Annotated in this window: 22 protein-coding genes; 15 read left to right on the forward strand and 7 right to left on the reverse strand. The window is 69.2% G+C overall.

Annotated features, from left to right (window positions below; all coding sequences use genetic code 11):
• Positions 1-3: 3 nt before the first annotated feature.
• The 4 genes from J3A66_RS12880 to J3A66_RS12895 all read right to left on the reverse strand — a co-directional run bounded on the left by J3A66_RS12880 (position 4) and on the right by J3A66_RS12895 (position 4,030).
• Positions 4-645 (reverse strand): L,D-transpeptidase family protein, encoded by a 642-nt coding sequence (locus J3A66_RS12880; RefSeq protein ID WP_209569228.1) that lies wholly within the window; start codon positions 643-645, stop codon positions 4-6.
• 267 nt (positions 646-912) lie between these two features.
• Positions 913-2,577, reverse strand: a complete 1,665-nt coding sequence (gene ctaD, locus J3A66_RS12885) for a cytochrome c oxidase subunit I (RefSeq protein ID WP_209569230.1) — start codon at positions 2,575-2,577, stop codon at positions 913-915.
• 1 nt (position 2,578) lies between these two features.
• Entirely contained in the window at positions 2,579-3,781 is a 1,203-nt protein-coding gene (coxB, locus tag J3A66_RS12890; protein WP_107045501.1) for a cytochrome c oxidase subunit II, read from the reverse strand.
• Between the two features lie 60 nt (positions 3,782-3,841).
• On the reverse strand, positions 3,842-4,030 hold the full coding sequence (locus tag J3A66_RS12895) for a hypothetical protein (RefSeq protein ID WP_209569232.1): 189 nt from the start codon (positions 4,028-4,030) through the stop codon (positions 3,842-3,844).
• Between the two features lie 17 nt (positions 4,031-4,047).
• Here J3A66_RS12895 and pyrE point away from each other — a divergent pair, with 17 nt between their 5' ends.
• From pyrE to J3A66_RS12920, 5 genes are all read left to right on the forward strand, one after another.
• Positions 4,048-4,632 carry an orotate phosphoribosyltransferase gene (gene pyrE, locus J3A66_RS12900; protein WP_209569234.1) on the forward strand — a complete coding sequence of 195 codons (585 nt, stop codon included), beginning with the start codon at positions 4,048-4,050 and terminating at the stop codon, positions 4,630-4,632.
• Complete coding sequence (locus J3A66_RS12905; RefSeq protein WP_107045503.1) at positions 4,629-5,369, forward strand: pyridoxine 5'-phosphate synthase; 741 nt, start codon at positions 4,629-4,631, stop codon at positions 5,367-5,369. The genes pyrE and J3A66_RS12905 overlap by 4 nt, the downstream gene beginning before the upstream one ends.
• Before the next feature lie 135 nt (positions 5,370-5,504).
• Positions 5,505-5,927 (forward strand): holo-ACP synthase, encoded by a 423-nt coding sequence (acpS, locus tag J3A66_RS12910; RefSeq protein WP_056407025.1) that lies wholly within the window; start codon positions 5,505-5,507, stop codon positions 5,925-5,927.
• On the forward strand, positions 5,924-6,919 hold the full coding sequence (gene lepB, locus J3A66_RS12915) for a signal peptidase I (RefSeq protein WP_209569236.1): 996 nt from the start codon (positions 5,924-5,926) through the stop codon (positions 6,917-6,919). Before acpS ends, lepB begins: the two co-directional genes overlap by 4 nt.
• 1 nt (position 6,920) lies before the next feature.
• Positions 6,921-7,988, forward strand: a complete 1,068-nt coding sequence (locus J3A66_RS12920; protein WP_209569238.1) for an AI-2E family transporter — start codon at positions 6,921-6,923, stop codon at positions 7,986-7,988.
• Here the strand turns inward: J3A66_RS12920 and J3A66_RS12925 are convergent.
• Positions 7,933-9,114 (reverse strand): glycosyltransferase, encoded by a 1,182-nt coding sequence (locus J3A66_RS12925; protein ID WP_348634047.1) that lies wholly within the window; start codon positions 9,112-9,114, stop codon positions 7,933-7,935. The genes J3A66_RS12920 and J3A66_RS12925 overlap by 56 nt on opposite strands.
• A gap of 88 nt (positions 9,115-9,202) precedes the next feature.
• Here J3A66_RS12925 and J3A66_RS12930 point away from each other — a divergent pair, with 88 nt between their 5' ends.
• The 3 genes from J3A66_RS12930 to J3A66_RS12940 are packed head-to-tail and all read left to right on the forward strand — an operon-like array spanning position 9,203 to position 11,949.
• Positions 9,203-10,186: a hypothetical protein gene (locus J3A66_RS12930; protein WP_167396700.1), complete on the forward strand. Its 984-nt coding sequence runs from the start codon at positions 9,203-9,205 to the stop codon at positions 10,184-10,186.
• Complete coding sequence (locus J3A66_RS12935; RefSeq protein WP_348634048.1) at positions 10,183-10,734, forward strand: DUF2141 domain-containing protein; 552 nt, start codon at positions 10,183-10,185, stop codon at positions 10,732-10,734. Before J3A66_RS12930 ends, J3A66_RS12935 begins: the two co-directional genes overlap by 4 nt.
• An 18-nt stretch (positions 10,735-10,752) precedes the next feature.
• Entirely contained in the window at positions 10,753-11,949 is a 1,197-nt protein-coding gene (locus J3A66_RS12940; protein WP_209569240.1) for a glycosyltransferase, read from the forward strand.
• On the opposite strand, the gene J3A66_RS12945 is transcribed toward J3A66_RS12940, so the two are convergent.
• Positions 11,831-13,330 (reverse strand): glycosyltransferase family 39 protein, encoded by a 1,500-nt coding sequence (locus tag J3A66_RS12945; protein ID WP_209569242.1) that lies wholly within the window; start codon positions 13,328-13,330, stop codon positions 11,831-11,833. The two genes, J3A66_RS12940 and J3A66_RS12945, sit on opposite strands and share 119 nt — an antisense overlap.
• 271 nt (positions 13,331-13,601) lie before the next feature.
• Entirely contained in the window at positions 13,602-14,342 is a 741-nt protein-coding gene (ubiG, locus tag J3A66_RS12950; protein ID WP_209569244.1) for a bifunctional 2-polyprenyl-6-hydroxyphenol methylase/3-demethylubiquinol 3-O-methyltransferase UbiG, read from the reverse strand.
• Between the two features lie 52 nt (positions 14,343-14,394).
• Between ubiG and J3A66_RS12955 the strand changes: the two genes are divergently transcribed.
• The 7 genes from J3A66_RS12955 (at position 14,395) to J3A66_RS12985 (ending at position 20,520) form a co-directional block, all read left to right on the forward strand.
• The gene (locus J3A66_RS12955) at positions 14,395-15,648 is read left to right on the forward strand and encodes an aspartate kinase (protein WP_056407466.1); all 1,254 of its coding nucleotides are present in this window, start codon (positions 14,395-14,397) and stop codon (positions 15,646-15,648) included.
• A gap of 97 nt (positions 15,649-15,745) precedes the next feature.
• Positions 15,746-16,765: a nitronate monooxygenase gene (locus tag J3A66_RS12960; protein ID WP_245336818.1), complete on the forward strand. Its 1,020-nt coding sequence runs from the start codon at positions 15,746-15,748 to the stop codon at positions 16,763-16,765.
• Between the two features lie 133 nt (positions 16,766-16,898).
• A complete protein-coding gene (locus tag J3A66_RS12965) occupies positions 16,899-17,699 on the forward strand; it encodes a hypothetical protein (RefSeq protein WP_209569246.1) in 801 nt (266 codons plus the stop codon).
• Positions 17,700-17,792: 93 nt separating this feature from the next.
• Positions 17,793-18,254, forward strand: a complete 462-nt coding sequence (locus tag J3A66_RS12970; protein ID WP_031440026.1) for a YbgC/FadM family acyl-CoA thioesterase — start codon at positions 17,793-17,795, stop codon at positions 18,252-18,254.
• A complete protein-coding gene (gene tolQ / locus J3A66_RS12975) occupies positions 18,251-18,943 on the forward strand; it encodes a protein TolQ (protein ID WP_031440027.1) in 693 nt (230 codons plus the stop codon). The genes J3A66_RS12970 and tolQ overlap by 4 nt, the downstream gene beginning before the upstream one ends.
• A gap of 35 nt (positions 18,944-18,978) precedes the next feature.
• On the forward strand, positions 18,979-19,416 hold the full coding sequence (tolR, locus tag J3A66_RS12980) for a protein TolR (RefSeq protein WP_037531582.1): 438 nt from the start codon (positions 18,979-18,981) through the stop codon (positions 19,414-19,416).
• 27 nt (positions 19,417-19,443) lie between these two features.
• Positions 19,444-20,520: a cell envelope biogenesis protein TolA gene (locus J3A66_RS12985; protein WP_209569248.1), complete on the forward strand. Its 1,077-nt coding sequence runs from the start codon at positions 19,444-19,446 to the stop codon at positions 20,518-20,520.
• The last annotated feature ends 71 nt before the right edge of the window (positions 20,521-20,591 follow it).

The following is a 20,591-nucleotide window of genomic DNA, read 5'->3' on the forward strand; positions in this document are numbered from 1 at the left end:
CGATCAGGCGGCGGTGATCGGCTGGCCGAGGTCGAGTCGCTCGCCATCGGTGACGATCACCCGGTCGCCGAGCTTCACCGCGTCGAAGATCCGTTTCGCGAACGCCCTGGGCACGCCGATACAGCCATGCGTGGCATAGCCGTCGCCGACGTCGCTGCCATGGATCGAGATGCCGTCATTGGTCAGCCGCAGCATGTACGGCATCGGCGCATTGTAGAGGTTGGAGACGTGGTCCGCGTCCTTTTGCGTGATCGGGAAGACGCCCAGGGGGGTCGGCTTCTCGTCCGCGCCGTAGATGATGACCGCGGTGCCGATCTCATAGCCCGCGCGGAAGACCGAGACGGTCTGCGCGGCGAGGTCGACGGTGACGACGACGGGGCCCTGGGGGGCGCCGGTTTCGTCCCAGTAATGGTCGCCCTGCCGCATCGGCCCCGGGATCTGGAGGATGCGCTTGACGGTGTAGGCGGCGGGATCGGGGGCGGCGGGTTTCGGGGCGGGTGCCGCGGGGCGGGGTGTCGCGGCGGTCCGGAGTGGGGCGGTGGCCTGGGTTGCGGTCACGGGGCGGGCGCCGGTGAGCGCGATCGCGGTGCCGCCGGCGAGGGTCAGGCCGAGAATCGAGACGGCGAGGTGCTGGAGCGTCGGCATGGGCCGTGTTTGGGGACCCGCGCGGGGTTTGGCTAGCGGGGGATTTCGGGGCGTGCCGTGGTGGGACGATTTTCGGGCGAGCTGTGCTGCTGGACTCTGGGTTCTGACGTTCGTCAGGATGACGGTTTGGGGGGCGGCGGATATGAAAAACGCCCCGGGTTGCCCCGAGGCGTTTTCTGGCTGGCCCCGACACGGGAGCAAGTCCCGTGTCGTCAGACGCGGCGTTGCCGCGCCGGCCGGGCGGGGGCCTGATGGCCCTTGTCCGCCTTAGTCGACTTTCGGCAGGGTCTCGAACTGGTGATAGGGCGGGGGCGAGGAGATCGTCCATTCGAGCGTCGTGGCGCCTTCGCCCCAGGGATTGTCCGCCGCCTTCTTGCCCGCGATCAGCGACCAGATCAGGTTGACGAAGAAGATCGCCATGCCCGCGGCCATGATCATGTAGCCGACCGTCGCGACATAGTTCCAGTGCGCGTAGGCGTCGGGATAGTCCGGGTAACGGCGCGGCATGCCCTGGAGGCCCAGGAAGTGCATCGGGAAGAACATGACGTTCACGCCGATGAAGAACACCCAGAAGTGGAGCTGGCCGAGGAACTCGTTGTACATCTTGCCCGACATTTTCGGGAACCAGTAGTAGAAGCCCGCGAACAGCGAGAACACCGCGCCGAGGCTGAGCACGTAGTGGAAATGCGCCACCACGTAATAGGTGTCCTGCATGTAGTCGTCGATGCCGCCATTGGCGAGCACGACGCCGGTCACGCCGCCGACGGTGAACATGAAGATGAAGCCGATCGACCAGACCATCGGCGTCTTGAAGCTCATCGAGCCGCCCCACATCGTCGCGATCCACGAGAAGATCTTGATGCCGGTGGGGACCGCGATGACCATCGTCGCGGCGGTGAAGTACATCTTGGTGTTCACCGACAGGCCGGTGGTGAACATGTGGTGCGCCCAGACGACGAAGCCGACCACGCCGATCGCGACCATGGCATAGGCCATGCCGAGATAGCCGAAGACGGGCTTGCGGCTGAACGTCGAGATGATCTGGCTGACGATGCCGAAGCCCGGCAGGATCATGATGTAGACTTCGGGATGGCCGAAGAACCAGAACAGATGCTGGTAGAGGACGGGATCGCCGCCGCCGGCCGGATCGAAGAAGGTCGTGCCGAAGTTGCGATCGGTCAGCAGCATCGTGATCGCGGCCGCGAGGACCGGGAGCGCGAGCAGCAGCAGGAATGCGGTGACGAGCATCGACCAGACGAACAGCGGCATCTTGTGCAGCGTCATGCCCGGCGCGCGCATGTTGAAGATGGTGGTGATGAAGTTGATCGCGCCGAGGATCGACGAGGCGCCCGCGAGATGGAGCGCGAGGATCGCCATGTCGGTCGACGGCCCGGGCTCGCCATAGGTCGAGAGCGGGGCGTAGAGCGTCCAGCCGTTACCTGCGCCGCCAAAGAAGGGCGAGGCGAGCAGCAGCGTGAAGGCGGGGATCAGCAGCCAGAACGACACGTTGTTCATGCGCGGGAACGCCATGTCGGGCGCGCCGATCATGATCGGCACGAACCAGTTGCCGAACCCACCGACCATCGCCGGCATGACCATGAAGAACACCATGATCAGCCCGTGCGCGGTGATCAGCACGTTCCAGAGGTGGAGCGATTCGTCGAGGCTGGCGCTGCCGCCGTGGAGCATACCGGCCCAGCCCTGCAGATACTGGATACCGGGCTCGGCGAGCTCGGCGCGCATGAGGCCCGAGACCGAGCCGCCGATGATCCCCGCGACGATCGCGAAGATCAGGTAGAGCGTGCCGATGTCCTTGTGGTTGGTCGACATGAACCAACGCGCGAAGAAACCGGGCTTGTGATCGGCGTCGTGATGATGCGCATGCGCATCATGGGCCACGAACGCCGACGGGTTGAGAGCGGTGTCGGTCATCTTAGAGTCCCGCGTTGCCGGCGCCGGCCGGGTTGGAGGTGGCGCCCTGCGTCGTCGCAGGCGCTGCGGTGGTCACGTTTTCGACCGGGCCGGTGGCGTTGGCGGTTTCCGCCGCCTCCTCGACCTTGGCCGCGGAGCCGTCGGCGCCGGGCTGCGGAATGACCTTGTCGGAGGCCTGGCCCGGGGTCGGCATCGAGCCGCCCTTGGCCCGGACCCACGCCGCGAACTGCGCGGGCGAGACGGCCTGGACCGCGATCGGCATGAACGCGTGACGCGCACCGCAGAGCTCGGAGCACTGGCCGAAATAGAGGCCGGGCTTGTCGATCGTGAAGCTCGTCTCGTTCAGGCGGCCGGGGATCGCGTCGAGCTTGATCCAGAAGGCGGGGACCGCCCAGCTGTGGATCACGTCGTTCGCGGTGGTGATGAGGCGGATCGGCACGCCGACCGGCAGGACGATGCGGTTGTCGGTCGCGAGCAGGCGCGGGCCGTCGGCATCGGTGCGCGCACGTTCGCCCGCGCCGACGTCCTTGGCCTCCTTCAGCATGTTCGCGGTGACTTCGAAGCCGCCATTATCCGGATACTGGTAGGTCCAGTACCACTGGTTGCCGATCGCCTTGATCGTCACCGCGCCCGCGGGCGCCGGCTTGAACTGGGCGGAGAGCAGGCCGATCGACGGGACCGCGATCAGCACGAGGATGATCACCGGGGCGAGCGTCCAGATGATCTCGATCACGGTGTTGTGGCTGGTCTTCGACGGCACCGGGTTGGCAGCGCGGCGATAGCGGAACACCACCCAGAAGAGCAAAGCGAGCACCAGCAGCGAGACCGCGGTGATCGTCGGCATCAGGATCGCGTTGTGCATCCAGTGCGCGAAGACGCCGTTCTTGGTGACCTGTGGCTGGAGGCCGACGGTGCCGGGGGTGGGCTGGCCCACGCCGGGGGTCGGGGCCATCGCATAGCCGCCATCCTCGGCGAGCGCCGGGCTGGAGGGATTCGCGGTCGCCGGGGCGGCAGCGCTGGTGGGTGCGGTGTTCGACACGCCGGCCGGGCCGGCCGCGGCCTGTGGTGCAGCGCCCGCGGCGCCGGTGTCAGGCGCGGTCGCGGCGGCCTGCGAAGCCGGTGCAGCCTGCCCGGCGACGCCGCCAAGACTCGCCAGTGCGAGCCCCGCTGCGATCGCCAATCCTCTCATCCCCAGTATGCGCATCGTTTTTCTTGACCCCGGTTTGGTGCGAACCCGTATCACGGACGCGCGGATGTCTGCTTATCATTTTGACATTCGGCTATAGGCGGCGGCGGGGCGAGCCTCAACCCCGGTGCGGGCTTTGTTGAATTTGTTGCACGGGCCGGCAAATTTTTCGGGACGCATGGCGTCCGGCGCGGTGGCGGTGGCGGGGGCGGTGGCGGTTGTCATTGCGTGGACTTTGCCGCGATCGTACAGCGCGACAGATTTCATTGGAGCGATGACCCGCGATGACCGAAGACGACGTGCTCGCCGAATTCCGCGCTGCCGAAGCGCTGCTCGAGGGGCATTTCATCCTGTCCTCGGGCCTGCGCAGCTCGCGCTACCTGCAATGCGCGCGCGTGCTGATGGACCCCAGGCGTGGCGCGCGGCTGGCGGAGGCGCTGGTCGCGCGGATCCCGGAGAACCTGCGCGCGTCGATCAGCGCGGTGGTGTCGCCGGCGATGGGCGGGGTGATCTGTGGTCATGAGATGGCGCGCGCGCTGGGCGTCGAGGCGATGTTCCTCGAGCGGCCCGACGGCGTGTTCGAGCTGCGCCGCGGCTTCCGGCTGGCACCGGGGCAGCGCGTGCTGATGATGGAGGACGTGGTGACCACCGGGCTGTCGTCGAAGGAAGCGATCGCGGCGATCGGGCGCGCGGGCGGCGAGACGGTCGCGGCGGCGGCGCTGGTCGACCGGTCGAACGGCGCGGCGGACCTGGGCGTGCGGTTCTTCCCGCTGATCCGGCTCGACGTGCCGACCTATGCGGCGGATGCACTGCCCCCCGAACTCGCGGCGATTCCGGCGATCAAGCCCGGTAGCAGGGCGGCGGCATGAGCCCCCCCGGCACCGCGCATCTGCGCCTGGGCGTCAACATCGATCACGTCGCGACGGTGCGCAATGCGCGCGGGGCGGGCTATCCCGATCCGGTCCGCGCGGCGCTGGTCGCGGCGGCGGCGGGGGCGGACGGGATCACCGCGCATCTGCGTGAGGATCGCCGGCACATCACCGACGACGACATCGCGCGATTGTCGACCGAGCTTGCGATCCCGCTCAACCTGGAGATGGCGGCGACCGACGAGATGCTCGGCATCGCGCTGCGCCACCGGCCGCATGCGGCGTGCATCGTGCCCGAAAAGCGCGAGGAGCTGACCACCGAGGGCGGGCTCGACGTCGCGGGGCATTATGACCGGATGGCGCGGCTGGTCGACGCGCTGGCGGGGGCGGGGATCCGCGTGTCGCTGTTCATCGAGCCCGATGCGCGGCAGATCGAGGCGGCGGTGCGGCTGAAGGTGCCGGTCGTCGAGCTGCACACGGGGCGTTATGCCGAGCTGTCGGGTGATGCGCGCAGCGTCGAACTGCGGCGGCTTGAGGATGCGGCGGCGCTGGCGGCGAAGAACGGCATCGAGGTGCATGCCGGGCACGGACTCACCTATGACAATGTCGCGCCGATCGCGGCGATCCGGCAGGTGCGCGAGCTGAACATCGGGCATTTCCTGGTGGGCGAGGCGCTGTTCGTGGGGCTTGGCGAGGCGGTGCGGCGGATGCGCGAGGCGATGGATGCGGCGCGGTAGCGTGCAGATGGGGTTCACGCGAAGGCGCGAAGGCGCGAAGAGTCTGAAGACCGCCCCGGGCTCGCGTCTCCCGCTCGCTTCGCGCCTTCGCGCCTTCGCGAGAACATATCTTGTCTTCCGACTCCAGGCGTCGCGATGATCATCGGGTTGGGGTCGGACCTGTGCAATATCGAGCGCATCCAGGCGTCGGTCGAGCGGTTCGGCGAGCGGTTCGAGCAGCGGGTGTTTACCGAGGTGGAGCTGGCCAAGGCGGCGCGGCGGCCGTTTACGAAGGCGGGGACGCTCGCCAAGCGGTTCGCGGCGAAAGAGGCGTTTTCGAAGGCGGTCGGCACCGGGTTTCGCGCGGGCGTGTTCATGAAGGACATCGGCGTCGTCAACGCCGCAAGCGGTGCGCCGACGCTGGCCCTGACCGGCGGGGCCAAGGCGAGGCTTGACGCGTTGACCCCCGAAGGCCACGCCGCGCGCGTACACCTGACCATGACGGACGATCATCCCTGGGCGCAGGCCTTTGTGATAATCGAAGCGATACCCCTGTTATCCGCGGATAAAGATCGATGAAGGAAGCGGCGTTGGACGGCAAAGAGTCGCTCGAGAATCCGGCAGCATCGCGGGTCGGCGCCACACCCGTCCCGCCCCCGGGCAACGACGGTTCCCCTCCCACCACGACGACGGCACCCGTGCGCCGCGGGACCGACTGGTGGGGCGAGGTGAAGGGCATATTCTGGCTGGTGCTGGTGGTGCTCGGCTTCCACAGCTTCATCGCCAAGCCCTTCTATATCCCGAGCGAATCGATGCTGCCGGGCCTGCGGATCGGCGACCGGCTGGTCGTCACGAAATTCGCCTATGGCTGGTCGTTCGTGTCGCCGACGATCCCCAACCCGGTCGCGATCTTCAAGAGCGTCGTGCTTCGCCAGCAGGAAGACAGCTGGAGCGTGCAGATCCCCTTCATCAAGGGGCGGCTGTTCGGGTCGCTGCCGGCGCGCGGCGACGTGGTGATCGTGACGCCGCCAGGGACGCAGAACGACTATATCAAGCGCGTGATCGGCCTGCCGGGCGATCGGCTGGAAGTGCGCGGCGGGACGGTGATCCTGAACGGCGTGCCGGTGAAGCGCGGTCCCGTCCATGACACGCTGATCCCGGTCGACACCAACAGCCCGTGCAGCGAGGACGAATATCCCGGCGCGCGCGAGACGCGGGCCGACGGCGCGATGATCTGTCGCCTGCCGACGATCACCGAGACGCTGCCCAATGGCCGGCGGTTCGACACGATCGAGATGGGCTGGAGCCCGGGCGACGATTACGGGCCGATCACGATCCCGGCGGCTCATGTCTTCCTGATGGGTGACAATCGCGACCGGTCCGCGGACAGCCGCTTCGCGCTGACGCAGCTGGGGCTGGGCGGACCGGTGCCGTACGAGAATCTGGGCGGGCGCGCGGAGTTCATCACCTTCAGCCTCGACGGCGATGCGACCTACAACCCGCTGACCTGGTGGGGATCGCTCCGGTCGGATCGCGCGGGTACGTCGCTCCACCCTGCAACGGCGAACTGAGATGGCCGACGATAGCGGCGCGACCAAGCGCGTCGACGAGGCCAGCCCGGTCGAGATGCGCGACCCGGCGCTGCGCAACGAAATCCGGCGCGCGACGATCTGGCTGGGGCTCGCCTGCCTGATCGCGCTGGCGATCGTGCTGGTCCAGCCGTTGCTGCTGATCTTCGCGGCGGTGGTGTTCGCGTCGCTGCTCGACGGCGGCGTCCGGTTGCTCGGGCGCGTGCTGCCGATCAGCCGCGGATGGCGGCTGCTGATCGTCGTGGTGCTGGTGCTGGTGTTCATGATCGGCACGTTCGTGCTGACCGGCGTGCAGGTGACCGAACAGGTGACGCAGCTGCGCTCGACGCTCGAGCTGCAGGCGAACCGGTTCACGGGCTATCTGGCGTCGCAGGGGCTGATGCCGGGCGTGTCGGACGTGAGCGGGATCGCCAAGCAGGCGCTGGGGTCGGTCGGGCGCGTGACATCTTGGGTCGGCACCGCGATCGGCGCGCTGACCAGCCTGTTCATGATCCTGGTGCTCGGGCTGTTCATCGCGATGGACCCGGGCACCTATGCGCGCGGCGTGCAGTGGATGGTGCCGACCGACCTGCGCGACGAATTCGCCCGGACGATGGTGACGATGGGTGAGACGATGCGGCGGCTGCTCGCTGGGCGCCTGCTCGGCATGGCGGTCGAGGGCGTCGCGACGGGGATCGCACTGGCGATCGGCGGCGTGCCGATGGCGATGCTGCTCGGGATCATCGCGGGCATCCTTGCCTTCATCCCCAATATCGGTGCGATCGTTACCGGCGTGCTGATGGTCGCGGTCGGCTTCAGCGCGGGCGTCGACACCGGGTACTGGGCGATCGGCACCTATTTCGTGGTGCAGACGATCGACGGCTATGTGATCGTGCCGATGGTCGCCAAGCGCACCGTCGACCTGCCGCCCGCGCTGACGCTGGGGGCGCAGATCCTCGCGAGCGCGCTGTTCGGGATCCTTGGCCTCGCGCTTGCCGATCCGATGACTGCGATGCTCAAGACCGCGCTCGAGCGCCGGTCGGACCGCGAGGACGAGAAGGCCGCGGACTGATGAGCGTGTCGAACAGCGCGAGATAGCGCTGCGCCGAGTCGCTGCCGGGTTGCGGGACGGGTGCCGGTCGCGGCGTACCAGAGGTGAGCCAGGCGTCGAGTGCGGCGACGAGTGCGGGGCCGTCGTCACGCGCGACGATCGTGCCGCGTGCGGGGGTGTCGACGATCTCGGCAATCGCATGGCTCGAATCGGTCGCGACGACGGGGGTGCCGACCGACAGCGCCTCGCGCAGGACCCCCGGCACGCCTTCGAAATCCGAGGTCAGCGCGACGAGGCGCGCGCGCGCCATCGCGGGGAGCGGATCGGCGACATGGCCGGGCAGGTGCACGCGGTCGGCGAGGCCGAGTGCGGTCGCCTGCGCCGTGAGCGCGTCGCGACACGTGCCCTCGCCGAGGATGACGAGCGCGATCTCGCGATCGGCGAGCGCGGCGACCGTGGCGAGCAGCCGGTCCCAGCGCTTCTGCGGTTCGAGCCGGCCGACGCCGAGGATGAACCGCGGGGGCAGCACGGGGAGCGTCGCGCCGGGTGCGGCGAGCGCCGGCGGGTTGGGGATGACGCTGACCCGCCCCGGCATGCGCGTCGCCGCGGCGGCCTGCAGCGCGGTGGCGGGCGTCATCGCGACGAGATGATCGAGGAACCGGCCGTGACGCGCGAGCCAGACGCGGTGTGCGGCATGGAGCAGGCGGCCATGGTCGCCGCGGTCGGGCGCGTTCGACATCTTGGCGACGATCGGTGGACAGGTGCGGCCGAGCCTGAGCCGGATCCAGGCGGCGATGCCGGTATAATGATTGCCGGGGCAGAAGACGATGTCGGGGGCCATGCGGCGGACGCGGCCGGGCAATGTGCGCGCGGTGCCGGCGATCATCTCCAACCCATCGGGCAGCTCGTTGGCGAGCGGGCCGGTCGGGTCGCCGATCACCAGCGTGACGCGCCGCCCCGCCGCGAGCCAGCCACGCGCGAGCCGCAGCTGCGCGCGCTCGACGCCGCCGCCGGACAGGTCGTCTGCATAGGTCAGGATGTGGTGCGCGCCGGGCATCGCGCACAGATGGCGCGGCCGGGGCGCGATGGCGAGAGGGTAAGCGGCGGCGAACCGCGCAGGTTCGGGGACGGATGACTCGATCTTCACGTGCAAGCCGGCGGCGGGGCGGCTATTGGCGCGGCGTGATGGCATGCCCGGAAAGGCCGGGTGCGCGGTACAGGACGAGGATCGTTCGATGCGTACGCGTATGACGGGCTCCGCGCTGACGGCCGGGAACCCGCCGGGTCGTTCCGCGGCGGGTGTGGTGCAGGCGGGGGTGGTGCAGGCGGGAGCCGATATCGTCGGGCTCGAACCGCTCAAGACCTTCCGCAGCCGGTGGCCGGCGATCATCGGCGCGGTGCTGACGCTGGCGATGATCGCGGGGCTCGCGCGCGAGCTGTTCGCGCACGGGCTGGCCGGACTGTCGCGGTCGGTGCCGTCCGATCCGCGATTCTACCTGTGTTTCGCGCTGCTCTACATGTCGCCGCCGACGGGGGATTATGTAATCTTCCGCCGGTTATGGGGCATCCCGGTCGCGGGGCTGGTCGCGCTGATCAAGAAGCGGATCGCGAACGAGGTGGTGTTCGGCTATTCGGGCGACGCCTATTTCTATGCCTGGGCGCGGGCGCGCGCACGGATGGTGGCGTCGCCGTTCGGCGCGGTGAAGGACGTGACGATCCTGTCGGCGATCGCGGGCAACGCGATCACGCTGGCGATGGTCGCGATCGCGCTGCCGCTGAGCCGCGACCTGTTGCCGCCCGACCTGTTCAAGACCGTGCTGGGGTCGGCGGCGATCACCTTTGCAATCTCGCTGCCGTTCCTGATCTTCTCGCGGCGCGTCTTCTCGCTGCCACGCGCGACCCTGTGGTGGGTGTTCATGATCCACTGCATCCGGCTGATGTGCGGATCGCTGCTGATCGCGCTCGCCTGGCATTTTGCGCTGCCCGGCGTGTCGATCGCGATGTGGCTGTTCCTCGCGGCGGGGCGGCTGCTCGTGTCGCGGCTGCCGCTGGTGCCGAACAAGGACCTGCTGTTCGCCAATTTCGCGATCCTGCTGATCGGGCAGGACCAGGCGCTGTCCGAGCTCGTCGCGTTCACCGCGGCGCTGACGTTGCTCGTCCATGTCATTCTGATTGTCATATTCAGCGGGCATGCGATCGCGATGAGGACGCGTGCGTGAACCGATTCCTTGGGGCGGGGATGATGCTGGCGGGGCTGGTCGCGGGCGCCGCCCCGGCATGGGCCGGCGGCCGGACGGCGATCCAGGAGCCGATGCTCGGCAGCGACGCGCAGGCGTGCGAGCGCGACGAGGGGCCGGCGATCGCGGCGACGATCATCGGACTGAAGGATCGCAAGGGCAATCTGATGCTCGAACTCTATCCGCCCGACGAGGCCGATTTCCTGCGCGGCGACCGCGAGCTGATCGCGGCGGGCAAGACGTTTCGCCGCATCAGCGTGCCAGCCCCCGCGACCGGCCCGACCGCCTTGTGCATCCGCGTGCCGCACCCGGGCCGCTACGCGCTGCTGTTCACGCACGACCGTGACGGCCGGGCCAAGTTCAGTGTCTGGTCGGATGGCGCGGGGTTCGTGAAGGGCGACCGGCTCGGCCGATCGCGACCCAAGGTCGACCAGGCGATCGTCGAGGTCGGGCCCGGACTCACGCATGTCACGATCCGCGCGCAATATCTGCGCGGGCTGGGCGGGTTCGGCCCATTGGACGGCAAGTGAGGGGGCGGGCGGGCTGAGATGCGGATCGTCGACGTCAACGAATTCTACTCGCCGACCGGCGGTGGGGTGCGCACCTATATCGACCGGAAGATGGGGATCCTCGCCGATCTGGGGCACGAGCTGATCGTCGTCGCGCCGGGTCGCGAGGGCCGCGTCGAGGAGCGGCCGGGTGGCGGGCGGGTGATCTACCTCAAGTCACCGGGGATGCCGTTCGATCGCAACTACGGCCTGTTCTGGGACCGTGCGGCGATCCACCGGGTGTTGGACGACCTCGATCCGGATGTCGTCGAATGCTGTTCGCCGTGGCGGCCGGCCTGGTTCGTCGGCGACTGGACGGGGCCCGACGGTCAGCAGCGCGCGCTGAAATCCTTCTTCATGCACAACGACAATATCGCCGCCTATGCGCAGCGCTGGTTCGCGGGGTTCGCCAGCCACGACCGGATCGAGCGCGCGTTCGGCTGGTACAGCCGGTACATGAACCGGTTCCTGACGCGGTTCGATACGGTCGTCACCAACGGACCCGCACTGGAGAAACGGTTGCGCGCGCGTGGGGTCCGGATCGACGCGGCGATGCCGCTGGGGATTGAGCGCGGCCATTTCTCGCCACGGCTGCGCGACGAGGCGCTGCGGGGGCGGCTGTTGCAGCAATGCGGGTTGCCGGCGGACGCGATGCTGCTGATCGGGCTTGGCCGGCATCATGGCGAGAAGCGCTGGCCGCTGGTCGTCGACGCGGTCGCGCGCGCGGGCACCGACCTGCCGATCGGGCTGATCCTGTTCGGCACGGGCAGCCAGAGCAAGGCGATCGCGCGGCGGATCGGCGGATCGCCGCATATCCGGATGTTCGCGCCGGTCTATGACCGCGAGCGGCTGGCCGCGATCATGGCGAGCTGCGACGCGCTGATCCACGGGTCGGAGGCCGAGCCGTTCGGGCTGGTCGCGTCGGAGGCGATGGCGTCGGGGCTGCCGCTGATCGTGCCCGATACGGGCGGGTGCGCCGAGATTGCGGACCGGCATGCCAGCGAGCTCTATACGGCGCGCGATGCGACCTCGGCGGCGGCGGCGATCGCGCGGCTGTTCGCGCGCGACCGTGGGATGCTCAGGCGCGCGGCGGTCGTGGCGTCGGCGCAGGTCCGCTCGGATCATGCGCATGCGGTGGAACTGGTGGATTATTATGCCGGGCTGATCGCGGCGCGACGGGGGCGGCTGGCGGCGTGACCGACAGCCGGAAGCGGGTGCCGGGGACGGCGACCGTTCCGGATCCCGCCTTCTCGAGCGCGGCGTCGAGTTGCGAATCGCCCGCGGTCGCGGCGGATTCGCCACCGGTGAGGATGACGGTGCCGGGGGCGAGGCGCAGGCGATCGCGCGCGACGAGGTGGAGCCGGGCCTCGGCCGCGGGGTCGAGCAGGGTGCGGCTGCGGAAGTAGAAGGGGCCGGCGGCGAAGCGGGGATCGGGGAGCCGGCCGGTGGCGGGCAGGATCTGCGGCGACAGCGTGACGATCGGGCCGGCGATCCGGCGCGCGTCGAGCGTTCGCCTCAGCGTGGCGGCTTCGCGCATGGCGGTGACGAGCGGGAGGCGGCCGGGCTCGACGAGTGCTGAGAGCGTGGGTGCGAGGCCGAGCAGCGCGAAGACGGCCATGATCCGGGTGGTTGCGCGGGTCGGCGGTTGCGCGGTCCAGGCGGCGGCGAGCGCGACGAACAGCGGGGGCAGCATCGGCAGCAGATATTGCCGCCAGGTCGGCACCGGGAGCAGCGCGGCAACCAGCCCGGCAAGGACGAGCAGGTCGGGCAGGGTGACGCGACGACGACGGATCGCGGCGCGCGCGACGAGGACGAGGGCGGGCAGCGCGGCGCCGAGCGCGAGGAACTTCAGCGTATCGAGCGCCTTGGCGGCAAGCGACAGCTTCCAGGGCCGTGCTGCGTAATATTCTGCGGGCGCCTGGGCGGGAAAATGCAGCGTGCCGAACAGGAAGCCTTCGGGCGACAGCGCGAACGTCCAGCCGACGAACGCGACGATCGGGACCGCGCCGAGCGCGACCAGCCAGACGCGGTGGCGGGGATGGACCAGCGCGTAGAGGCCATAGGCGGCGGCGGGGAAGGCGTAGGAGATCTTTGCGGCGACCGCGGCGGCGAGCAGTAGGCCGATTGTCAGCGCGCCGGCGCGGGTCCGGTCTTCCCGGAGGATCAGCCAGAGCGCGGCGGCGAGGCAGGCGGCGGGGAGCGCGTCGTTGCGCGCGGTGCCGATGCTGAAGAGCAGGATGTCGGTGGTCGCGAACAGCGCGGCGCAGAGGCGCGCGGTGGCGGGGCCAGCACCGGTGCGGCGCGCGGCGGCGTGAACGAACGCGACGGTTGCGAGGCCGAGCAGCGCGTTGGCGAGGCGGAGCGCGGGCCAGGTCCAGGCGCCGGTCAGGACGGCGATCGGTGCGAGGAGGAAGGGCTGGAGCGGGGTCTGGAGATAGGCGAAGTCGCTATAGGGGAGCAGGCCGTGCGCGGTGAGGACGGCCGCGGCGACATACTGGCTCTCGTCGTGGTCGACGGGGCGGAGGAGCGCGAGCGCGATGTAGAGCGCGGCTAAACCGACTAGAAGAAGGATGTTCACCCGCGAAGGCGGGTGTCCAGTCTGGGCACCCGCCTTCGCGGGTGAACAGGGGTGGGGGGTGGCCTTGGTCATGTGACACCACCTCGCCAGTATTCGGTTCCACCCCGGCGGAGGCCGGGGCCCAGTTGGGGGACGGTCATGGCTGAAGTCGCGTTTCGTTACCCTGGCCTTCCCAACTGGGCCCCGGCCTTCGCCGGGGTGGTGGTGCCGATTGGGGTGGTGGTGCCCGCCGAGTTGGTGCCCGCCGGGGTGGTGCCGGGCGGGGCAAGGGTCAGGCTTTTACCGCGGTCAGGAAATAGTCGAGGCTGGTCGAATCGCTGAGCGTGAAGCCGGTCGCCGGCGAGAAGCCGAGGCCTTGCGTGTGGACGACGTGGAGGCCGGCGTCGCGGAGCAGCGCGGTCAGTTCTTCGGGGGTGAGGAACTTGTTCCAGTCGTGCGTGCCGCGCGGGATGCGGCCGGTGCCTTCCGCGATCGTGATCATCGCGAGCCGCGACAAGGGCGTGCGGTTGGGGGTGGACAGGATCAGCAGGCCATTGTCGGCCAGCACGCGCGCGAGGCCGCGGACGAAGCCTGTCGGGTCGCTGACATGCTCGATCACCTCGAGGCTGGTGACGAGGTCGAACTGGCCGTCGAGCCCCTCGACGCCGCCTGCGCGATAGTCGATCGCGAGCCCGCTCTGCTTCGCATGTATTTCTGCCGCGGCGATATTTTCGGGCGCGGCGTCGATCCCGGTCACGCTGGCGCCGAGCCGCGCGAGCGGTTCGCAGAGCAGCCCCGCGCCGCAGCCGACGTCGAGCGCGGTCCGGCCGGCGAGCGGGGTGAAGCCCGTGCCGTCACCGTGCCAGTGCGTGTCGACCCGGTCGCGGATGTAGCGCAGGCGGGGCGGATTGAGCTGGTGGAGCGGCGCGGATGAGCCCTTGGGGTTCCACCAGTCGGCCGCCATCGTGCCGAAATGCGCGGCCTCCCGGGGATCGATTGTTGCGCTTTCGTTGCGGTCACTTGCCAGTATCATGCGCGCTACCTATCAGGGCCGCCGCTTCGACCCAAAGGGATTTACGCTGCCCATGGCCCGTATCGTGATGAAATTCGGCGGGACGTCGATGGCCGGGATCGAACGTATCCGCAACGTCGCGGCGCGCGTGAAGCGCGAGGTCGATGCGGGCAACGAGGTCGCGGTCGTCGTCTCCGCAATGGCGGGCGAGACCGACCGGCTGGTCGGCTTCTGCCGCGAGGCGTCGTCGCTGTACGATGCGAAGGAATATGACGTCGTCGTCTCGGCGGGCGAGCAGATCACGAGCGGGCTGCTCGCGATCGCGCTTCAGGCCGCGGGCTGCAAGGCGCGCAGCTGGCTCGGGTGGCAGCTGCCGATCAACACGTCGGACGCGCATGGCTCGGCCCGGATCGGCGAGATCGACACGGTCGCGCTCGATGCGAGCCTTGCGGACGGCGTTGTCGCGGTGATCCCGGGGTTTCAGGGCGTGGCGGAAGGCCAGCGCGTCACCACGCTGGGGCGCGGCGGGTCGGACACGTCGGCGGTCGCGATGGCGGCGGCGATGAAGGCCGATCGCTGCGACATCTATACCGATGTCGACGGCGTCTACACGACCGATCCGAGGATCGTGCCGCGCGCGCGCAAGCTCGGCAAGGTGACGTATGAAGAGATGCTGGAACTCGCCAGCGTCGGCGCCAAGGTGCTGCAGACGCGGTCGGTGGGCCTGGCAATGAAAGAGAATGTGCGCGTGCGCGTGCTTTCCTCGTTCGAGGATGGCGATACGACCGATGGTCACCGCGGCACGCTGATCGTGGGCGAAGAGGAAATCGACGATATGGAACGCCAGCTCATCACCGGCATCGCGCATGACAAGAACGAGGCAAAGATCACGCTGACGCAGGTCAGCGATCGCCCGGGATCGGTCGCGGCGATCTTCGCGCCGCTCGCCGATGCGGGGATCAACGTCGACATGATCGTCCAGAACGTCGCGCATTCGACCGGGTCGACCGACGTGACGTTCACCGTGCCCTCGGCGGATCTGGCGCGGACGCTCGACGTGCTCGACAAGGCGAAGGACGCGATCGGCTTTGCGAGCCTGGTCCACGACACGCGCGTCGCCAAGGTGTCGGTGGTCGGCGTCGGGATGCGCAGCCATGCGGGCGTCGCCTCGACGATGTTCACGACGCTCGGCGAGCGCGGGATCAACATCCAGGCGATCGCGACGTCGGAGATCAAGGTCAGCGTGCTGATCGAAGAGGATTATACCGAGCTGGCGGTGCGCGTGCTGCATACCGCCTATGGGCTCGATGCCGAGGATGCGGCTTGACGGACACCGTCCGTTCGTTTCGAGCATTGTCGGGAAATATGTCACGGATACTGCGCGGGGTTTCTCGACTTCGCTCGACACGAACGGGAGTTTTGTAATGACCATCGGCAGCGACCGGCTTCAGCGCCGCATGGCGCGCGGCGCCGCATTCCTCGGGTCCGAGGTCGCGATCCTTGGCGGGGCGATGTCGTGGGTGAGCGAGCGCAACCTCGTCTCCGCGATCTCGAACGCGGGCGGGTTCGGGGTGATCGCGTGCGGGGCGATGACGCCCGCGTTGCTCGATGCCGAGATCGCCGCGACTCAGGCGATGACCGACAAGCCGTTCGGCGTGAACCTGATCACCATGCATCCCGATCTGGTCGAACTGATCGCGGTGTGCACGCGGCACAAGGTCGGCCATGTCGTGCTGGCAGGCGGATTGCCGCCCAAGGGCAGCCTCGAGGCGATCAAGGCGGGCGGCGCCAAGGTCATCTGTTTCGCGCCGACGCTGGCGCTGGCCAAGAAGCTGATCCGCAGCGGCGTCGATGCGCTGGTGATCGAGGGGATGGAAGCCGGCGGGCATATCGGCCCGGTGTCGACGAGCGTGCTGGCGCAGGAGATGCTGCCCGAGATCGCCGAGCTGGTGCCGGTGTTCGTCGCGGGCGGGATCGGTCGCGGCGAGGCGATTGCGGGCTATCTCGACATGGGGGCTGCGGGCGTCCAGCTCGGCACGCGGTTCGTCTGCGGGACCGAATCGATCGCGCATGCCAATTTCAAGAAGGCGTTCATCCGCGCATCGGCGCGCGATGCGATCGCCAGCGTCCAGCTCGACGCGCGGCTGCCGGTTATCCCGGTACGCGCGCTGAAGAATGCGGCGGGCGAGCTGTTCTCGGCCAAGCAGCGCGAGGTTGCGGGGCATCTCGACGAGGGGCGCGTGGCGATGGGCGAGGCGCAGTTGCAGATCGAGCATTACTGGGCAGGCGCGCTGCGCCGCGCGGTGGTCGACGGCGATGTCGAGCATGGGTCGGTGATGGCGGGCCAGTCGGTCGGCATGGTCACCAAGGAAGAGCCGGTCGCGGACATCATCGCCGAGCTGATGGGACAGGCCGCGGCGGCGCTCGAGGCGCGTGCGGCCTGATCCTTCGCCGGCCTAACACGCTGCGATCGTGCCGTTCGTCGCATTAGGGTTGCAGTCGCGTACGCGTTTTATACCCTGTTAACCTTATCGCGGCAGGTCTGTCTCGGTCGGGGGACAGCGAGGACTTGAGTCGATGAAGCGTCAGTTTGCGATGATTGCGGTGACCGCAGCCCTGCTCGCCGGGTGCGCGCGGAAGCCGGTCGAGGTCGCGGCGCCCGCACCGGCGCCGGTCGCGCCGGTGCCGGTCGCCGCCCCGCTGCCCAAGGGTGCGTTTCCGGGGATGAAGATCCCCGCGGTACTCGCCGACGGTACCTATCCGACGCCGAACCGCAACCTGACCGAATCCGCAAAGATCTGGCACCTGCGCGCCGCGCTGAACGTCGCGGCGCTGGCGTGCCGCGGACCGGACGAGGCGGTGATCGTCGCGGGCTACAACGCGATGCTCGCCGCGCAGAAGCCGGTGCTGGCCAAGGCCGAGGCGACTTATTCGGCGGAATATCGCGCGGGCGGCGGCGACTGGCAGGATCGCTACGACGATTCGATGACGCGGCTGTACAATTTCTTCTCGCAGTCGCCGTCGCGCGATGCGTTCTGCGAAGCGGCGGGGCGTGTGCTGGCCGAGGGCGCGAGTGTGCCGGGGCCGATGCTGGCGAGCTTTGCGGCGACGCGGCTGCCGATGCTGGAGCAGCCCTTCACCGATTTCTACCGTGCGTTCGACGCCTGGCGCGGCACCGCGGTGCAGCCGCTTCCGGCACAGCGCGTGATCTTTGCGAGCAACGGCGCTGTGCCGGTCGGCGGTTCCGGCACGGCACCGCTGCGGTCCGCCGCGCCCGCCACGCCGGGGTTGCAGGCGCAGCTCCGGCCCGTCACGCAGCCGCCGCTTCCCGCCGCGCCGCGTCCGCAGCTGCAGGTCGATCCGGGCGCCCTGCAATAAGACGAGGCGTATCCGCCTGCGCCGGTGCGAAACCGCGGGCCGGGCGACGCGAATGCTTTCTTCGCGGCGATGCTTGGGTTAACAGCCCCCGGAATGGCTGACGCAGAGCAGGATCAACCGGCGGGAGGGCGCTTTGCGGGGCGCGAGCACCGGTTCGCGCTGCGCGTGTACTTCGAGGACACCGACCTGTCGGGCGTCGTCTACCACGCCAATTATCTGCGCTACATGGAGCGCGCGCGGTCGGACATGCTGCGCGTCGGCGGGATCGACCAGCGCGCGGCGTTCGAGGCGGGCGAGGGCTCCTATGCGATCGCGAGCCTCGCCATCCGCTATGCCGCGCCCGCGCGGCTCGACGATGCGCTGGTGATCGTCTCACGGATCACGCAGGTCCGCGCGGCCAGCGTCGCCATTCATCAACGAGTCATGTGCGGCGGGCTTGTCTTGGCCGAGGCGGACGTGGTGGCGGCGCTGATCGCCCCCAACGGCCGGCCGCGACGCCAGCCGCGCGCATGGACTGACATCTACGAACGCCTTGTCTGGCAGGGGGAAGCATGAATCCGGTTCTGACTATGGATAGCGCGACATTGTCGCCGATCCACTTGTTCCTACAGGCCGATCTGGTCGTGAAGGGCGTGATGATCGGGCTGCTGCTCGCCAGCGTCTGGACCTGGGCGCTGATCGTCGCGTTCTGGCGGCGGCTGGGCAAGACGCGCAAGGGGCTGGTGCGGTTCGAGCGCGACTTCTGGAAGGCCGAGGACATCGACGTGTTCTACAAGGCCGAGAGTGAGACCGACCTGCCGTCGGCGCGCGTGTTCGCGGCCGGGGTGACCGAGTGGCGGCGATCGACCGCGGGCGGCACGATCGACAAGGCCGGGACGCGCGAGCGGCTCGCCACGACGATGGGCGCGGCGGTCGCGCACGAGATCGACACGCTGTCGGACCGGCTGAACGTGCTGGCGACGGTCGGGTCGGTCGCGCCGTTCGTCGGGCTGTTCGGCACCGTCTGGGGCATCATGCGCAGCTTCACGAGCATCGCGGCGGCGCAGAACACCTCGCTCGCCGTCGTCGCGCCGGGGATCGCGGAGGCGCTGTTCGCGACCGCGATCGGCCTGTTCGCGGCCATCCCGGCGGTGATCGCGTACAACCGCTTCAGCCACGGCATCAACCGGATCGAGGCGAGCCTCAACCGCTTTGCCGACGGCTTCCACGCGACGCTGTCGCGGCAGCTGGACGGCGCGCGATGAGCGGCCGGCCACTCGTGCGCACGGGAGGGGCGTAGATGGCGATGAACCTTCCTTCGGGTCGCGGTCGCGGGCGGCGCGCGCCGATGGCGGACATCAACGTCACGCCGATGGTCGACGTGATGCTGGTGCTGCTGATCATCTTCATGGTGACCGCGCCGCTGATGACCGCGGGCGTGCCGGTGAACCTGCCCGATGCGCGTGCCAAGGCGCTGGACCAGGAGCAGAAACCCGTCGAGATCTCGATGGATGCGACGGGCGCGGTGTTCATCGACCAGGACCAGATCGGCGAGGACGCGCTGCCGGTGCGGCTCGCGTCGATCGCGGCGAGCCGGGCGGTCGGCAACGAGCCGCAGGTGCTGCTGCGCGCGGACCGCAAGCTCGACTACGGCCGGGTGATGCGCGTGATGGGCGAGCTCAACCGCGCCGGGCTGAACCGCGTCGCGCTGGTGACGGTCGAGGGCACACCCAACTGATGTCGCGGCGGTGATGGGCCCTTGGTGATGGATCGCTCCGAAAAGATCGGGTTCGGCGTCGCGCTGGTCGGGCATGTCGTGCTGTTCGCGCTGTTGTCGGTCGGGTTTCTCGACACGCCCGAGCCGCCCAAGATTGTCCAGCAGCCGATCGACATCAGCCTGGTGCCCGACGTGGCGCTCGAGGCGACCGCGCCGCAATCGGCGGAGACGCCCGCCGAATCGGTCGCGCCCGACGAGGGCACGCCCGAGGATGCGGCACCGCCCGCGCCGCAAGAGGCCGAGCCCGAGCCGCAGCCGGATCCGGTGCCGCCTGCGCCGCAGCCGGCCCCACCCAAGCCTGCGCCCAAGCCTGCCCCGGCGAAACCGGCGCCCAAGCCCGAGCCGAAGCCCGAGCCCAAGCCGGTGGCCAAGCCCAGGCCCGCGCCGCCCAAGCCGGTGGCGAAGCCCGCGCCCGTCCCGAAGCCGGTGGCCAAGCCTGCGCCGGCCAAGCCGAGCCCGGCGAAATCCAAGCCTGCGCCCGCGAAACCGGCGGCCAAGCCATCGCCTGCCAAGGCGGCACCGGCGAAGAGCGCGGCCAAGTCGAACGCGGCGCCCGCCAAGAGTGCGGCGTCCTCGGCAAAGCCCGCCAAGCCGTCCGCAACGAAGGGCAGCGGATCGACCGCGGACGCGAAGGCGGCACGCCCGCGGGGCTCGCGGCTGGGCGACAATTTCCTGAAGGGCCTGTCGGCGGATCCGTCGCCGAGCAAGTCGGAGGCGCCCAAGGCGGCCAAGCTCGGTGCGCAGGCGGCGGCCAATATCGGCTCGGCGATCCTGCGACAGGTGCAGCCCTGCGCAAACCGGCAGGTGACGCCGGGGCCGGGCGCGGAGCGGATCCGGGTGACGATCAACCTGAAGCTCAACCGCGACGGGACGCTGAAGTCGCGGCCGACGATCACCGGGCATGCGGGCGTCGACGACGAGAACCGGCGCTATGTCGACCGCGTCGACGATCTCGCGATCGCGACCTTCACGGGCTGTTCGCCGCTGCGCGGTTTGCCCGACGACCTGTATGACGTGCAGAATGGCTGGAGCAATTTCAGCCTGCGTTACAAGCTTCCCGGATGAGGATGTCCGTTATGTTCCGATCGCTGTCCCCCCGCCGGCCTGCCATGATCTCCAGCCTCTTCCCCGGCGAA

This window comes from Sphingomonas sp. PvP018 (genome assembly GCF_017876865.1).
Lineage (GTDB): Bacteria > Pseudomonadota > Alphaproteobacteria > Sphingomonadales > Sphingomonadaceae > Sphingomonas > Sphingomonas aerolata.

Excerpts from the sequence above, each read along its gene's own strand:
- coxB (WP_107045501.1), bottom strand. The coding sequence starts at position 3,781 with ATGCGCATACTGGGGATGAGAGGATTGGCGATCGCAGCGGGGCTCGCA.
- J3A66_RS12985 (WP_209569248.1), top strand. The coding sequence starts at position 19,444 with ATGGATCGCTCCGAAAAGATCGGGTTCGGCGTCGCGCTGGTCGGGCAT.
- pyrE (WP_209569234.1), top strand. The coding sequence starts at position 4,048 with ATGACCGAAGACGACGTGCTCGCCGAATTCCGCGCTGCCGAAGCGCTG.
- ubiG (WP_209569244.1), bottom strand. The coding sequence starts at position 14,342 with ATGATACTGGCAAGTGACCGCAACGAAAGCGCAACAATCGATCCCCGG.
- ctaD (WP_209569230.1), bottom strand. The coding sequence starts at position 2,577 with ATGACCGACACCGCTCTCAACCCGTCGGCGTTCGTGGCCCATGATGCG.
- J3A66_RS12880 (WP_209569228.1), bottom strand. The coding sequence starts at position 645 with ATGCCGACGCTCCAGCACCTCGCCGTCTCGATTCTCGGCCTGACCCTC.
- J3A66_RS12965 (WP_209569246.1), top strand. The coding sequence starts at position 16,899 with ATGAAGCGTCAGTTTGCGATGATTGCGGTGACCGCAGCCCTGCTCGCC.
- J3A66_RS12930 (WP_167396700.1), top strand. The coding sequence starts at position 9,203 with ATGCGTACGCGTATGACGGGCTCCGCGCTGACGGCCGGGAACCCGCCG.
- J3A66_RS12970 (WP_031440026.1), top strand. The coding sequence starts at position 17,793 with ATGGCTGACGCAGAGCAGGATCAACCGGCGGGAGGGCGCTTTGCGGGG.
- lepB (WP_209569236.1), top strand. The coding sequence starts at position 5,924 with ATGAAGGAAGCGGCGTTGGACGGCAAAGAGTCGCTCGAGAATCCGGCA.
- tolQ (WP_031440027.1), top strand. The coding sequence starts at position 18,251 with ATGAATCCGGTTCTGACTATGGATAGCGCGACATTGTCGCCGATCCAC.
- J3A66_RS12960 (WP_245336818.1), top strand. The coding sequence starts at position 15,746 with ATGACCATCGGCAGCGACCGGCTTCAGCGCCGCATGGCGCGCGGCGCC.
- J3A66_RS12895 (WP_209569232.1), bottom strand. The coding sequence starts at position 4,030 with ATGAAATCTGTCGCGCTGTACGATCGCGGCAAAGTCCACGCAATGACA.
- J3A66_RS12955 (WP_056407466.1), top strand. The coding sequence starts at position 14,395 with ATGGCCCGTATCGTGATGAAATTCGGCGGGACGTCGATGGCCGGGATC.
- J3A66_RS12940 (WP_209569240.1), top strand. The coding sequence starts at position 10,753 with ATGCGGATCGTCGACGTCAACGAATTCTACTCGCCGACCGGCGGTGGG.
- acpS (WP_056407025.1), top strand. The coding sequence starts at position 5,505 with ATGATCATCGGGTTGGGGTCGGACCTGTGCAATATCGAGCGCATCCAG.
- tolR (WP_037531582.1), top strand. The coding sequence starts at position 18,979 with ATGGCGATGAACCTTCCTTCGGGTCGCGGTCGCGGGCGGCGCGCGCCG.
- J3A66_RS12920 (WP_209569238.1), top strand. The coding sequence starts at position 6,921 with ATGGCCGACGATAGCGGCGCGACCAAGCGCGTCGACGAGGCCAGCCCG.
- J3A66_RS12905 (WP_107045503.1), top strand. The coding sequence starts at position 4,629 with ATGAGCCCCCCCGGCACCGCGCATCTGCGCCTGGGCGTCAACATCGAT.